The organism is Acinetobacter sp. AYS6, assembly GCF_025630795.1.
In the GTDB taxonomy this organism is placed as follows: Bacteria; Pseudomonadota; Gammaproteobacteria; order Pseudomonadales; family Moraxellaceae; genus Acinetobacter.
The window spans coordinates 348197-363244 of sequence record NZ_JAOTNV010000008.1; the positions used below are offsets into that span (position 1 = coordinate 348197).

Genomic DNA, 15048 nt, shown 5'->3' on the forward strand with positions numbered 1-15048 from the left:
AATTATTAAGCTTGAGCCTTAATAAACTGATGAATATGATCTGCAATTTTCGCGGGCTCACTTAGAATTGCCCAGTGATTTGCTTCAAGCTCTACATATTCAAATTTTTCTGCCCACTTTGGCAGAGCCTCAGTAATATATTCAGGGCTCACAAAAGTATCATATTTTAAAATAACTGCTTTGACTGGGCACTGTGCATAACGTTGACGTGGGCCAGTTAAGCGAGGAATAAAATTCGCCCGATATAAATTAATGCCATATTTACCATCTGCATTAATATTATTATTTAAAGGTAAATTGCTTTTTCTCTCCAACTGAGTCAGGACTTTCCCCCATTTTTCAGGGCTAAAAAGAGACCACACTGTTGGTGCTAGTAATGGAAGATGGAATGCACCGATATACCAAGACTTCGTTAATATTTTTAAAACATGGCTTGGTGCAGATTTAAATTTGTCACGTAAGAATAAAGCGGCATGATCAAGACAAGGTCCTGAAATTGTTGTATAGGATAATAATCGCCCTTTAAACTTAGGTTCTGTTGCCGACTCCCAAGATTGTATTGAACCCCAATCGTGTGCAGCCATGTGAAATTGACGATTTGGTAATAATTCATCAACGACTTCTTGTAAATCTAGAGATAAACGTTCTAAACGGTAATCACGTATACGTTTTGGTATAGACGATAAACCCGCCCCCCGTACATCATAGGTGACAATGTAAAAGTCATTGATTAAATGTTCAATGATTGATTCCCATACTTCCTGATTATCAGGATAACCGTGTACTAAAACCAACGGTGTATTTTTTTCGTCGCCCCATGTCTTAGCACAAAGTGTTTGTTGGTCACTTGTTGTTACTGTATGAACTTTTGGCTGCATAATCATTTCCTATCTTGTTTTTCAATCGATCATGTCGTTAGTCGGATAGAGCATTGCCATCAATATAAAAAAGATGATACTTATCTAGTATGAATACTGTTTCAATAAAAAAAATTGACTATTATGGCTATTTTCAGAAGACTTCAGAACAATCCTACGATTTCAAAATTCCTATTTAATCACTACCCACCTTATCGAGGAGCAGGGATTTATATTGAAATCATGAATTTAGAACTTTGTCATGTACGTGTAAAAATGCCTCTGACTTGGAAAAACCAAAATTTGGTCGGAACGCATTTTGGGGGCAGTCTTTATTCAATGGTGGATCCATTTTACATGATGATTTTGCTGCATCATCTCGGATCAAAATATATTGTTTGGGATAAAGCTGCTGAAATTAATTTTCTTTCCCCAGGTCGAAGTACTGTACATGCAGATATTCGAGTAGATTTAGCTGAGATTGAGCAAATACGTGAGCTTGCCGAAAACTACGAACCTGTTTTAAGAACATATCATCTAAACATTTTTGATGAATCGGGGGTGAGAATTGCCGAAGTTAAAAAAACACTTTATATCAGACGTAAAAAAGCCAAACCTTTCCCTCAATAAAAATAAGCGCTGAAAAAGCGCTTATTTTTATTCAAACTATGAATTTTTATTTCTTCTCTTCAATAGCAGCGCCAGCACCACCACCAATCGCACCGCCAATTGCAGCACCAGAGTCACCACCCAATATTGCTTTACCTACTACAGAACCGATACCAGCTCCGATCGCACTTTTCGTAGTGGTTTGCTTACTACCACCTTGGGTATTTGAACCAACACCAGCACCTACTGCTGCACCTAAGCCTGCGCCAACACCACCACCTACATGGTTACCTAGTCCACCACCAAGTGCTCCACCCGCTGCTGCTGCGCCAATACGCTGGTCAGATGGGCTCATATTTTGACAGCCTGTAAACATAAGGGTAGACAACATTAAAGCAGAAACTAATCCAATTGTTTTTTTCATGACCGTACTCACTACTACCTGTTCTAATAAAAAGAATAATCCTCTTTTATGAGGAATTTGATCAGATTGTGTTATTCATCTGTCCTAATCGATAGATATTTTGTAAAGCTCTTCTATTTATTATAATTAAGCAAAATTTCAAAGATAAAAAGCGGTCAAAAAAAGAAGTCTTTACTAAGATAAAGACTTCTATGAATTAAATATAGCTAAGGGTAATTTTAGTACTTCCCTTTCTTCTCTTCATAAGCTGCGCCCGCACTACCACCAAGTGCTCCACCTGTAGCAGCACCAGCGTCGCCACCGATGATTGCGCCACCTAACACCGCACCAACCCCGGCACCAATTGCACTATTACGCACTGTTTTACTACTAGATCCTTTTGCATTGGCTGCAACACCAGCACCAAGTGCCGCTCCTAAACCTGCACCGATATTACCGCCCACATGTTTCCCTACAGCACCACCTGCACCACCACCAATCGCAGCTGAACCAATACGTTTACTTTCTGGGCTTGCATTCTGGCAACCAACAAATAAAGTTGTTGACATCAGGCCAACACTTACAATCATCATCATTTTTTTCATTAGATTTACTCCAGTCCTCAGAAGCTTGTAGCCTAATCTGTTTTTGTGGAGTGTTTATCCCGCTTAAGTAATAAAATAATGGCTCTTTAATATGTTTATGTAATTACCACTTTTAATTGTTATCGGTACATATAAAAAAAGGCACCCTGAGGTGCCTTTTTTAGTGCCAGTCTAAACTTAGAACTGTTCTGAGTTTAATGCTTGGCTGAATGCTTGGTCTACTTCGCTGAAGTCATTATGAAGTTCATGCTCAGCAGCTTCTGCTTCTTGACGACGACGTTCTAAGTGGTATGCAAGACCAGTACCTGCTGGAATCAAGCGACCTACTACAACGTTTTCTTTCAAGCCACGTAAATCATCTTCTTTACCTGTTACAGCCGCTTCAGTTAACACACGAGTTGTTTCCTGGAACGATGCAGCAGAGATGAACGAGTCAGTAGAAAGCGATGCTTTCGTAATACCCATTAATTGACGTTCAAACTTCGCAGGGAACTTGTTCTGAGCCAAGACAGCTTGGTTCTCTTGAACAACGCGGATGTAATCCACTTGCTCGCCTTTAATAAAGCTTGTATCGCCACCATCAGTTATATCAACTTTACGCAACATTTGACGTACGATAACTTCAATATGTTTGTCGTTGATTTTTACACCTTGGAGACGGTATACGTCTTGAACTTCGTTCACGATGTAGTTAGTTAATGCAACTTCACCTTTCAAACGTAAGATGTCATGCGGGTTCTGTGGACCATCAGAAATAGTCTCACCACGGTTCACATGCTCGCCTTCGAACACGTTGATTTGACGCCATTTTGGAATCAATTCTTCGTAAATCTCAGAACCATCATCAGGAGTAATCACTAAACGGTTTTTACCTTTAGTCTCTTTACCGAAGCTTACAACACCTGAAACTTCTGCAAGAATCGCATGTTCTTTCGGTTTACGTGCTTCGAACAAGTCAGCTACACGCGGAAGACCACCGGTAATATCACGAGTACGTGATGTTTCTTGTGGTACACGACCAATAACGTCACCCACACCGATCGTTTCGCCATCACGGACAGTTACGATTGTATTTTGTGGCAAGAAGTAGAACTGTTCGCCACCATCTGTTGTATCCAACACGATTGCAGGACGTAAATCTTTACCAGAAGCAGGACGAGCTGTTACAGGCAAGATTTCAACAGTAGTCATACCAGTTGCATCATCAGTTTTTGATGTTGCAGTTACGCCATCAGCAATTTGGCTGAAACGTGCTTTACCAGCAACTTCTGTAACAAGTGGATGTGTATGCGGATCCCAAGTCGCCACAATACCGCCAGCTTCTACAGACTCACCATCTTTCAACAAGATGCTTGCACCGTAAGGAAGTTTATAGCGCTCGCGTTCACGACCTAAATCATCGGCAATACCAATTTCACCTGAACGAGAAACTGAAACCAAGTGACCTTTTGCATGTTGTACAGTTTTCACGTTATGGAAACGTACAGTACCTTTGTTACGTACTTGAACACTGTTTGCAGCAGAAGTTCGGCTCGCAGCACCACCCACGTGGAACGTACGCATTGTTAACTGTGTACCTGGTTCACCAATAGACTGTGCAGCCATTACACCAACTGACTCACCTGGGTTCACCAAGTGACCACGTGCAAGGTCACGGCCATAACATCTAGCACATACACCAAAAGCAGATTCACAAGCAATTACTGAACGTACTTTGACTTCATCGACACCCGCCTCTTCAAGATGAGCTGCGATTTTTTCGTCAATTAACGTACCACGAGGTAATACAACTTCATCATCTGATGCACGACGTACATCTTCAGCTGTTACACGACCCAATACACGGTCACGTAATGGCTCGATAACATCGCCACCTTGAATGAATGGAGTCATTACCAAACCACCCGCTGTACCACAGTCAGGCTCGGTAATTACTAAATCTTGCGCTACGTCTACAAGACGACGTGTCAAGTAACCAGAGTTCGCAGTTTTTAATGCTGTATCGGCCAAACCTTTACGCGCACCGTGTGTTGAAATGAAGTACTGAAGTACTGTCAAACCTTCACGGAAGTTCGCTTTAATCGGTGTTTCGATAATCGAACCATCCGGTTTTGCCATCAAGCCACGCATACCAGCAAGCTGACGAATCTGTGCCGCACTACCACGGGCACCAGAGTCAGACATCATATAGATGCTGTTAAATGATTTTTGCTTCTCGTCTTCACCTTGTTTGTTTTTCACAAGTGTATAAGACAAGTTATCCATCATCGCTTTAGCAACTTGGTCGTTTGTACGCGCCCAGATATCGACAACTTTGTTATAACGCTCACCAGCAGTTACGAAACCTTGTTCGAACTGTTGTTCGATTTCACGAACTTCTGTTTCTGCTTTATCAATAATTGTGTGCTTAGTAGGTGGAATGAGCATGTCTTCCATACCTACAGATACACCTGAACGAGTCGCTTGACGGAAGCCCAAGTACATTAATTGGTCAGCAAAGATAACGGTATCTTTCAAACCAAGTTTACGGTAGCAAGAGTTGATTAACTTCGAGATATTCTTTTTAGTCATCTCAAGGTTGATCATGTCAAAGCTTAAGCCTTGTGGAACAACTTCCCAAAGCAAACAACGACCTGGTGTCGTATCAACAATAATAGTTCCGTGTTCACGTTCACCATTTTCATTGATAACAGTTTGATGTACACGTACTTTAACACGAGCATGAATCGCAACTTGACCAGTTGCAAGTGCACGGTTTACTTCGTGAGTATCAGCAAACACCATGCCTTCGCCTTTAGCATTTACTGCATCACGCGTGATGTAGTAAAGACCCAAGACAACGTCCTGAGAAGGAACGATGATCGGCTCACCATTCGCTGGTGACAAGATGTTGTTTGTTGACATCATCAATGCACGAGCTTCTAACTGTGCTTCAAGTGTCAATGGAACGTGTACCGCCATTTGGTCACCATCGAAGTCGGCGTTAAACGCAGCACAAACGAGTGGGTGAAGACGGATTGCCTTACCTTCAATAAGAATAGGTTCAAATGCTTGAAGACCTAAACGGTGAAGTGTTGGCGCACGGTTCAACATTACTGGATGTTGACGAATTACAGAAGCAAGAACGTCCCAAACTTCTGGAGTCTCGCGCTCAACCATTTTCTTCGCAGCTTTAATGGTTGTTGCTTGACCTGAAGCTTGTAGTTTCGCAAAAATAAATGGTTTGAATAATTCAAGTGCCATTTTTTTCGGAAGACCACATTGGTGAAGACGTAAAGTAGGACCTACAGTAATTACCGAACGACCAGAATAGTCAACACGCTTACCAAGTAAGTTCTGACGGAAACGACCTTGTTTACCTTTGATCATATCTGCCAAAGATTTTAATGGACGCTTGTTAGAACCGGTAATTGCACGACCACGACGACCGTTATCAAGTAATGCATCTACAGACTCTTGTAACATACGTTTTTCGTTACGTACGATAATGTCTGGTGCTGCAAGATCAAGAAGACGCTTCAAACGGTTGTTGCGGTTAATGACACGACGATATAAATCGTTCAAGTCAGAAGTCGCGAAACGACCACCTTCAAGTGGAACTAATGGACGTAAATCAGGTGGAAGTACAGGAAGTACATTCATCACCATCCATTCTGGCTTGTTGTTTGAATCGTTGAATGCTTCCATCAATTTCAAGCGTTTAGACGCTTTTTTCAACTTCGTTTCAGAAGTTGTTTGAGGAATTTCTTCACGTAAACGTGCGATTTCAGCTTCAAGATCGATATCTTTTAATAAGTCCTGAATCGCTTCTGCACCCATTTTCGCAGTGAATTCATCACCGTGCTCTTCAAGTGCATTGAAGTATTCTTCGTCTGTTAAAAGTTGATACTTTTCAAACGGAGTCATACCAGGATCAGTTACAACGTATGATTCGAAATACAATACGCGTTCGATATCACGAAGTGTCATATCAAGTAATAAACCGATACGAGATGGTAACGATTTTAAGAACCAGATATGTGCAACTGGAGAAGCGAGTTCAATGTGACCCATACGTTCACGACGAACTTTCGCTGTAGTTACTTCAACGCCACATTTTTCACAAATGACGCCTTTGTATTTCATACGCTTGTATTTACCACACAAGCATTCGTAATCTTTTACTGGACCAAAAATTTTGGCACAGAACAAACCGTCACGTTCTGGTTTAAACGTACGGTAGTTAATTGTCTCAGGTTTTTTAACTTCACCATGAGACCATGACTTAATCATTTCTGGTGACGCAAGACCAATACGGATACGGTCAAACTCAATTGGTGCATGACCATCTGAGTCCGTTTTCTTACGCATGATATCGAGCAAGTCTTTCAATTTTTTTCTCCGTGTGTCGGGAAGCAACGCTTACCCGACTGGGTCACAAATATTGTTTTTTCCTAAAAAATCGTGAGTCTTACGACTTAGTCACCATTTTTCAGTTCAATGTTGATACCTAAAGAACGGATCTCTTTGGTCAATACGTTGAACGATTCAGGCATACCCGGATCCATATAATGGTTACCATCTACAATATTCTTATAGATGCGTGTACGACCTTCAACGTCATCCGACTTAACAGTTAACATCTCTTGAAGAGTATATGCTGCGCCGTAAGCTTCAAGTGCCCAGACCTCCATCTCACCGAAACGCTGACCACCGAACTGTGCTTTACCACCAAGCGGTTGCTGTGTAACAAGTGAATAAGAACCAGTTGAACGCGCATGCATTTTGTCATCAACCAAGTGGTTCAATTTGAGCATGTACATGTAACCTACAGTTACAGGACGATCAAACTGTTCACCCGTACGACCATCAAACAATACTGTTTGACCAGTACGTGAAATGTCAGCTAATTCAAGTAAGTCTTTAATTTGGCTTTCTTCAGCACCATCAAATACAGGAGTAGCTAAAGGCACACCAGCACGTAAGTTGCCAGAAAGAGCTAAAACTTCAGCATCAGTTAAGCTATCAAGATCTTCTTGCTCGCCACCAACTTTGTTATAAATCTTGTCTAAGAATTCGCGAAGTTCTAAAACTGTACGCTGTTCTTTCAACATTTTTTCGATTTTATCGCCAAGCCCTTTAGCCGCCATACCCAAGTGAGTCTCAAGAATCTGACCCACGTTCATACGAGATGGTACACCCAATGGGTTCAATACGATATCTACTGGTACACCGTTCGCATCGTGTGGCATGTCTTCAACAGGTAAAATATTAGATACAACACCTTTGTTACCGTGACGACCAGCCATTTTATCACCAGGCTGAATGCGACGTTTAACTGCTAGGTAAACTTTAACAACTTTCAGAACGCCTGTTGTTAACTCATCACCAGTCGAAAGCTTACGTTTCTTCTCTGCAAACTTCTCATCAATTTCTGCGCTCTTCTCTTTCAAGAACACTTGAATTTGAGATAAACGTTCAGCAATTGCTTCGTCTGTAGGTTGGATTTCAAGTAAGTCAACAAGCTCTAAACCAGATAGCATATCTTCAACGAGCTTGTCGCCACGTTTAGTCGAACCACCACCGTTAGATTCTTGGCCTTTAAGCAAACGAATTACACGCTCACGAGCTGCTTCTTCAAAGATCTTATATTCTTCTTTCAAGTCTTTACGGTAAGAGTCAAGCTGTGCTTTTTCAATTGCTAACGCACGGTCATCTTTCTCTAAGCCATCACGAGTGAAGACTTGAACATCGATAACTGTACCTTTAGTACCAGATGGAACACGTAAAGATGAGTCTTTAACGTCAGCTGCTTTCTCACCGAAGATTGCACGAAGCAATTTTTCTTCAGGAGTTAACTGAGTTTCACCTTTAGGCGTTACTTTACCAACAAGGATGTCACCAGCAGTAACTTCAGCACCGATATAAACGATACCTGATTCATCAAGTTTAGAAAGTGCAGCTTCACCTACGTTAGGAATATCGGCAGTAATTTCTTCTGCACCTAACTTAGTATCACGTGCTACACATGATAATTCTTGAATATGAATAGAAGTTAAACGGTCTTCTTGAAGTACACGCTCAGATAACAAGATCGAGTCTTCGTAGTTATAACCATTCCACGTCATGAACGCTACACGCATGTTTTGACCAAGCGCAAGCTCACCCATATCTGTTGACGGACCGTCTGCCAAAATGTCACCGCGAGCAACTTTGTCGCCCAAATTCACGATAATATTTTGGTTAATACAGGTGTTTTGGTTAGAACGTGTGTATTTAATGAGGTTGTAAATATCTACACCAGCCTCACCTGCAATCATTTCATCTTCGTTTACACGAATAACGATACGAGAAGCATCTACATATTCAATCGCACCACCACGGTTTGCGATCACACATACACCCGAGTCACGAGCAACGTTCGCTTCCATACCTGTACCTACAAGCGGTTTATCCGCACGTAGAGTAGGAACTGCCTGACGTTGCATGTTTGAACCCATTAATGCACGGTTTGCATCATCGTGTTCAAGGAATGGAATAAGCGAAGCAGCTACAGATACAACCTGCTGTGCAGATACATCCATATGCGTCACTTTTTCAGGTGGCATACGTACAAATTCACCTTGATGACGAACAGAAACAAAATCTTCTGTTAAGTTACCATCTTTATCTACAGCAGAATCGGCCTGTGCAATAACAGTACCTACTTCTTCAATAGCAGAAAGGTATTCAACTTCATCAGTTACTCGGCCATCTACCACTTTACGGTAAGGTGTTTCCAAGAAACCAAAATCATTTGCTTTTGCATAAACAGAAAGCGAGTTGATCAAACCAATGTTTGGACCTTCCGGTGTTTCAATTGGACATACACGACCATAGTGAGTTTGATGTACGTCACGTACTTCAAAGCCCGCACGTTCACGCGTTAAACCACCCGGTCCAAGCGCTGAAACACGACGTTTATGTGTAATCTCAGATAATGGGTTGTTTTGATCCATGAACTGAGACAATTGGCTTGAACCAAAGAATTCTTTGATCGCAGCTGCAACTGGCTTAGCGTTAATTAGATCTTGCGGAGATAAATTATCTGTTTCTGCTTGGCTTAAACGTTCTTTAACAGCACGTTCAACGCGAACCAAACCAACACGGAATTGGTTTTCAGTCATTTCACCAACAGAACGTACACGACGGTTACCCAAGTGATCGATATCATCGACTTCACCTTTACCGTTACGGATTTCAACTAATGTACGTAATACATCGATGATATCTTCGTGCGATAAAATACCTTCTACTTCACGTGACTTCTGGTCAGTACCAACTTCGTATGGACGACCCAAACGACGGTTGAATTTCATACGACCTACTGGAGATAAGTCATAACGTTCAGAAGAGAAGAATAAGTTATTAAATAAGTTTTCAGCAGCTTCTTTTGTTGGCGGCTCGCCTGGACGCATTACTTTATAGATTTCAACTAATGCTTCTTCACGACCAGATGTTGTGTCAGCACGTAATGAGTCAGCAACAAATGAACCACGGTCAATATCGTTCGTAAACAAGATATTGAACTGTTTAACACCACCTTCTGCCAGTTTCACCATAACTTCATGGCTTAACAATGTATTTGCAGGAATCACGTCACCATTACGTAAAGTAATATCTTCGGCAGTGATACGCTCATACAGGTACTCATCAGGAACTGATAGCTTAGCTAGACCAGAAGCTTCCATTTGACGTACATGACGTGCATTAATACGCTTACCTTGCTCAACAATAATTTTACCGTCATTGTCAGCAATATCAAATTGCGCCATTTCGCCACGCAGACGATCTGGAACGAGGTCAATTTGATAGCTACCCATATCAAGATATACAGGCACTTTTTCATAGAACAAATTCAAAATTTGTTCATTGTTATAACCCAATGCACGCAACACAACAGTTGCTAATAATTTACGACGACGGTCAATACGTACATAAACTAAATCTTTTGCATCAAATTCAAAATCTAACCATGAACCACGGTAAGGAATAATACGTGCAGAATAAAGTACTTTACCACTTGAATGTGTTTTGCCTTTATCGTGATCGAAGAACACACCAGGTGAACGGTGTAATTGAGATACAATCACACGCTCAGTACCATTGATTACAAAGGTACCATTGTCAGTCATGAGTGGCATTTCACCCATGTAGACTTCTTGTTCACGTACGTCTTTAATAGATTTAGTTTCGCGATCTTTAATAATCAAACGAATTTTTACGCGCATTGGTGCCGCATAAGTCGAACCACGTAAAATACATTCACGCACATCAAACTCAGGCTTACCAAGGCTATACTCAACAAATTCTAAAGCAGCATTGCCAGAATAACTTTCTATAGGAAAAACTGAACGAAATGCGGCTTGGAGACCGATATCTTCGCGGTTTTTTGGGGATTTGCCACCTTGCAAGAACGTTCTATACGAGTCGACCTGAATCGAAAGTAAGTACGGTGCTTCCATTACTTGGGGCAATTTACCAAAATTCTTACGGATCCGTTTCTTTTCGGTATATGAGTATGCCATCTGGAGTCCTCGGAAAGTAAACCAAGCCCGCCTGCAGAACGGGCTCAGAAGGAATTACACAGGCCGATATGGCCACCACTGTTTACAAATGCTGCAATTTTTAGTGGTATTAAAACGCTTAACAATATTTTTTAAAAAGAAAAATATTGGTAAACATTTGAAATTACTTCAATTATTCTGAAATATAACAGTTATTGTACAGAACAAACAAAAATCGAGCCGATTATTGTAACGCAAAAAGGCTGATGACCCAAGAGCCATCAGCCATTTTATGGAGCCGATTTAAAAACCGACTCCTTTTACAATTACTTAAGTGTAACTGTAGCACCAGCTTCTTCAAGTTTCTTCTTAAGTTCTTCGCCTTCTTCTTTAGAAATGCCTTCTTTAAGAACTTGTGGAGCACCTTCAACTAGGTCTTTAGCTTCTTTAAGACCAAGGCCAGTTGCTTCACGAACCGCTTTAATTACAGCTACTTTGTTAGCACCAAAAGAAGTCAACTCAACGTTGAATTCAGTTTGTTCTTCAGCAGCAGCAGCGCCAGCAGCAGGAGCAGCTACAGCTACAGCAGCAGCAGATACGTTGAATTTCTCTTCAAAAGCAGAAATAAGTTCAACAAGTTCAAGAACAGTTTTTTCAGCAACTGCGTTTAGGATTTCTTCGTTTGTTAAAGCCATGAGATTAACTCCAAATGGGTATTGAATGGTGTGGAAGTAGATTTAAGCTTAAGCAGCTTCTGACTCGTTTTTCTCTTGAAGCGCTGTAAGTAAGCGACCCAATTTCGAAATAGGAGCTTGAAGAACAGATGCGAGCATAGTAAGCGCTTTTTCTTGGTTTGGAAGGTTTGCGATAACGCTAACTTCAGCACCTTGATAAAGTTTGCCGTCAAATGCAGCAGCTTTTAATTCAAATGCTTTGTTAGTTTTAGCAAATTCTTCAAACAAGCGTGCAGCTGCACCCATATCGTCTTCAGAAGTTGAGAATGCTAAGATTGTTGGGCCAACAAGGTTGTCATTCAAGATTGCAAATTGCGTATCTTGAAGAGCACGTTTAGCCAAAGTGTTACGTACAACGCGTGTAGAAACACCTAGTTTACGAGCTTCAACACGAAGAGTAGTTAATTGCTCAACGGTTAAACCTTGATAGTCAGCAACAACGGCAGCGAACGCTGTAGAAGCAGTTTGAGCTACTTCAGCAACGATCTGTTTTTTGCTTTCAATAAGAAGAGCCATTGTAAAACCTCCTAACGGTGATTTATGTACTCAAAAAAGTACACTCCCAATTCGCAAGTCAATAAGGATTTGACTTGCACGCGGAGGAGGAATAAATCACACCACCGCGTCTACGCAGGCTGGGTTATTAAGAAGATATTCAAAAGAAGTCTCTTCGCCTGTGGTCTTTGACGCTGATAAATTTACATTTATCAATTCAAAGTCCGCCTGATGAGTGAGGAAACAAAGCAATACTTTGAATGAGTATAAAAACCTATGATTTTTATACTCTGCCCTCAATCAGGACTTTAAAATTCTTGACCAAGTTTTAAACTTAGTTAGAAACGTTGCTTACATCAACAGTAAGACCAGGACCCATAGTTGAGCTCAAAGTGATCTTTTTGATGTATACACCTTTAGAAGTTGCAGGTTTTAACTTTTTCAAGTCAGCAACTAAAGTTTCAACGTTTTGACGGATAGCAGCAGCTTCAAAGCCTAATTGACCGATCGCAGCATGGATAATACCCGCTTTGTCTACACGGTAACGAGCCTGACCAGATTTAGCGTTTTTAACAGCATTCGCTACATCAGGAGTTACAGTACCAACTTTAGGGTTTGGCATTAAACCACGTGGACCAAGAATTGTACCGAGCTTACCAACAACACGCATAGCATCAGGAGCAGCGATTACAACATCAAAGTCAAGGTTTCCGCCTTGAATGCTTTCAGCAAGGTCATCAAAACCTACGATGTCTGCACCAGCTTCTTTAGCAGCTTCTGCTTGCGCACCTTGAGCAAACACAGCTACACGTACAGTTTTACCAGTACCAGCAGGTAATGTAGTCGCACCACGAACAACCTGATCAGATTTACGTGGGTCTACACCAAGATTTACAGCTACATCCAAAGATTCTTTGAATTTCGCAGCAGGTAGGCTGTTAAGAACTTGCACTGCTTCTTCCAAAGTGTAAACTTTGTTTGCTTCAACAGCAGCAGCAATGGCTTTTTGACGTTTAGTTAACTTTGCCATGTCTTATAGCTCCACTTCCAAGCCCATAGAACGCGCAGAACCAGCAATGGTACGTACACGTGCGTCTAAATCAGCACCAGTTAAATCTGGTTCTTTAGTAGTCGCAATTTCTTCTAACTGAGCACGAGTCAACTTACCAACTTTAGTTTTGTTTGGTACAGATGAACCCTTTTGGATACCAGCAGCTTTCTTAAGAAGAATAGAAGCTGGAGGAGTTTTCATGATGAATGTGAACGACTTGTCGTTGTACACAGTAATCACTACAGGAATTGGAAGACCTGGTTCAACTTTTTGTGTAGCAGCATTGAATTCTTTACAGAATGCCATGATGTTTACACCACGTTGACCTAATGCAGGACCAATTGGTGGAGATGGATTTGCTTTACCAGCTGGAACTTGCAGCTTGATATAGCCGTCAATCTTCTTAGCCATTTTAAAATACCTCTGGGTACGAACGCCGCTAGGCTCCCCAATCTTTACGCAACACTACTGTTACAACAACAATGCCCGATAAAATCGGGCGCTTTTCAACCAATTAAGATTAAATCGTTTTTTCGACTTGGCGAAATTCGAGTTCAACCTGAGTTGGTCGATTAAATACATTAATCGTCAACGTTAAACGTGACTTTTCGTATTGAACTTCTTCCACCACACCTTTAAAGTCTGTGAATGGACCGTCAATAACAAGTAATTCTTCACCAGGTTCAAACATCGTCTTAGGACGTGGTGCTTCACCTGTATTACGTACACGCGCAAGAATCGCATCTGCTTCACGCTGAGTGATTGGCGCTGGTTTTTCAGGTGTACCACCGATAAAACCTAGAACCTTTGGACATTCTTTAACGATATGCCAAGTATCATCATTCATTTCCATTTCGACTAATACATAGCCAGGAAAGAATTTACGTTCAGATTTACGTTTCTTACCATCCTTCATTTCTACCACTTCTTCGGTAGGAACAAGGACATCACCAAAGCTATCAGCAACAGCGCTACGCTGGATTCGTTCTGTAAGCGAACGCAACACTTGTTTTTCATAGCCAGAGTAGGCATGAATAATGTACCAACGTTTCATAGCTCTTTTACCCGATAATCAACTTAATTAACCAACCCAAACCATAGTCAAAGCACCATAAAACCAATGATGCAACAACTACAACCAATAGAACCTGCCACGATGTCGTGACTGTTTCTTGTTTTGTTGGCCAAGTTACTCGACGCAATTCGACTCGTGCATCTTTTAGCAAACGAACGAAGCCTTTACCTTGATGGGTGGCGTATAATAAACCTAAAGCCACAACGATACAAGCAAAAATTGCCCCAACGCGCACCCAAATATTATTTGCAGGCGCCCAATACGCTGGTAAATACTGATTCACCATAATGGCTAAAAACAATAATGCAATTGCAACCACCCATAGAACAATATCTAGAGGCGAACCAGAACGAACAACTTCAGCAGAATTATTTCTTTGAGGAATTGGCGCGTCGCTCAATGCGTCACGCGATTTATCATTCGACATTTTTGTACTCGTCGTAGAACTCGCGACTTATTATATGAACAACTAAGCCAGCATCAAGCTTTTTATTTGAAAAATATGGCAGGCCAGGAGGGACTCGAACCCCCAACATTCGGTTTTGGAGACCGACGCTCTACCAATTGAACTACTGACCTATAATGCAAGTTGAGAGCCAAAGCCCTCAACCTGAGACGTAATCCGTCACTATATTATGCTTATGCAGTTACTTTCGCAACAACACCAGCACCTACAGTACGACCACCTTCACGG

At 41.4% G+C, this 15048-nt stretch carries 12 protein-coding genes and 1 tRNA gene; 1 reads left to right on the top strand and 12 read right to left on the bottom strand.

The genetic code is table 11. The features are described from left to right. Positions 1–5 precede the first annotated feature (5 nt). Positions 6–884, bottom strand: coding sequence for an alpha/beta fold hydrolase (locus OD757_RS14410; RefSeq protein WP_263032290.1), 879 nt, complete (start codon positions 882–884; stop codon positions 6–8). Positions 885–1001: 117 nt separating this feature from the next. On the opposite strand from OD757_RS14410, the gene OD757_RS14415 reads away from it, so the two are divergent. Continuing rightward, complete coding sequence (locus tag OD757_RS14415; protein WP_034678968.1) at positions 1002–1487, top strand: DUF4442 domain-containing protein; 486 nt, start codon at positions 1002–1004, stop codon at positions 1485–1487. A gap of 46 nt (positions 1488–1533) precedes the next feature. Here the strand turns inward: OD757_RS14415 and OD757_RS14420 are convergent, their stop codons facing one another. The 11 genes from OD757_RS14420 to OD757_RS14470 form a co-directional block, all read right to left on the bottom strand. Continuing rightward, a complete protein-coding gene (locus tag OD757_RS14420; RefSeq protein ID WP_034678966.1) occupies positions 1534–1890 on the bottom strand; it encodes a hypothetical protein in 357 nt (118 codons plus the stop codon). 218 nt (positions 1891–2108) lie between these two features. After that, complete coding sequence (locus tag OD757_RS14425) at positions 2109–2474, bottom strand: hypothetical protein (protein WP_005301737.1); 366 nt, start codon at positions 2472–2474, stop codon at positions 2109–2111. A gap of 177 nt (positions 2475–2651) precedes the next feature. After that, a complete protein-coding gene (gene rpoC, locus OD757_RS14430) occupies positions 2652–6845 on the bottom strand; it encodes a DNA-directed RNA polymerase subunit beta' (RefSeq protein WP_009393136.1) in 4194 nt (1397 codons plus the stop codon). A gap of 86 nt (positions 6846–6931) precedes the next feature. Beyond that, on the bottom strand, positions 6932–11020 hold the full coding sequence (gene rpoB / locus OD757_RS14435) for a DNA-directed RNA polymerase subunit beta (RefSeq protein ID WP_009392999.1): 4089 nt from the start codon (positions 11018–11020) through the stop codon (positions 6932–6934). 305 nt (positions 11021–11325) lie between these two features. Then, positions 11326–11694, bottom strand: coding sequence for a 50S ribosomal protein L7/L12 (gene rplL / locus OD757_RS14440; RefSeq protein WP_009393209.1), 369 nt, complete (start codon positions 11692–11694; stop codon positions 11326–11328). Between the two features lie 48 nt (positions 11695–11742). Beyond that, the gene (gene rplJ / locus OD757_RS14445) at positions 11743–12249 is read right to left on the bottom strand and encodes a 50S ribosomal protein L10 (protein WP_009393103.1); all 507 of its coding nucleotides are present in this window, start codon (positions 12247–12249) and stop codon (positions 11743–11745) included. Between the two features lie 313 nt (positions 12250–12562). Continuing rightward, positions 12563–13258 carry a 50S ribosomal protein L1 gene (gene rplA, locus OD757_RS14450; RefSeq protein WP_004795104.1) on the bottom strand — a complete coding sequence of 232 codons (696 nt, stop codon included), beginning with the start codon at positions 13256–13258 and terminating at the stop codon, positions 12563–12565. A gap of 3 nt (positions 13259–13261) precedes the next feature. Then, entirely contained in the window at positions 13262–13690 is a 429-nt protein-coding gene (rplK, locus tag OD757_RS14455) for a 50S ribosomal protein L11 (RefSeq protein ID WP_001074682.1), read from the bottom strand. 109 nt (positions 13691–13799) lie between these two features. Next, complete coding sequence (gene nusG, locus OD757_RS14460) at positions 13800–14333, bottom strand: transcription termination/antitermination protein NusG (RefSeq protein ID WP_003654499.1); 534 nt, start codon at positions 14331–14333, stop codon at positions 13800–13802. Positions 14334–14340: 7 nt separating this feature from the next. Next, a complete protein-coding gene (secE, locus tag OD757_RS14465; RefSeq protein WP_009393035.1) occupies positions 14341–14781 on the bottom strand; it encodes a preprotein translocase subunit SecE in 441 nt (146 codons plus the stop codon). Between the two features lie 76 nt (positions 14782–14857). After that, positions 14858–14933, bottom strand: a tRNA-Trp gene (locus OD757_RS14470). Positions 14934–15048: the final 115 nt, after the last annotated feature.

What these genes read in the sequence shown, in the direction of transcription:
- rplJ (WP_009393103.1), bottom strand. Translation starts at nt 12,249, where the DNA reads ATGGCTCTTCTTATTGAAAGCAAAAAACAGATCGTTGCTGAAGTAGCT.
- rplL (WP_009393209.1), bottom strand. Translation starts at nt 11,694, where the DNA reads ATGGCTTTAACAAACGAAGAAATCCTAAACGCAGTTGCTGAAAAAACT.
- OD757_RS14425 (WP_005301737.1), bottom strand. Translation starts at nt 2,474, where the DNA reads ATGAAAAAAATGATGATGATTGTAAGTGTTGGCCTGATGTCAACAACT.
- rplA (WP_004795104.1), bottom strand. Translation starts at nt 13,258, where the DNA reads ATGGCAAAGTTAACTAAACGTCAAAAAGCCATTGCTGCTGCTGTTGAA.
- secE (WP_009393035.1), bottom strand. Translation starts at nt 14,781, where the DNA reads ATGTCGAATGATAAATCGCGTGACGCATTGAGCGACGCGCCAATTCCT.
- rpoB (WP_009392999.1), bottom strand. Translation starts at nt 11,020, where the DNA reads ATGGCATACTCATATACCGAAAAGAAACGGATCCGTAAGAATTTTGGT.
- nusG (WP_003654499.1), bottom strand. Translation starts at nt 14,333, where the DNA reads ATGAAACGTTGGTACATTATTCATGCCTACTCTGGCTATGAAAAACAA.
- rplK (WP_001074682.1), bottom strand. Translation starts at nt 13,690, where the DNA reads ATGGCTAAGAAGATTGACGGCTATATCAAGCTGCAAGTTCCAGCTGGT.
- OD757_RS14415 (WP_034678968.1), top strand. Translation starts at nt 1,002, where the DNA reads ATGGCTATTTTCAGAAGACTTCAGAACAATCCTACGATTTCAAAATTC.
- OD757_RS14420 (WP_034678966.1), bottom strand. Translation starts at nt 1,890, where the DNA reads ATGAAAAAAACAATTGGATTAGTTTCTGCTTTAATGTTGTCTACCCTT.
- OD757_RS14410 (WP_263032290.1), bottom strand. Translation starts at nt 884, where the DNA reads ATGATTATGCAGCCAAAAGTTCATACAGTAACAACAAGTGACCAACAA.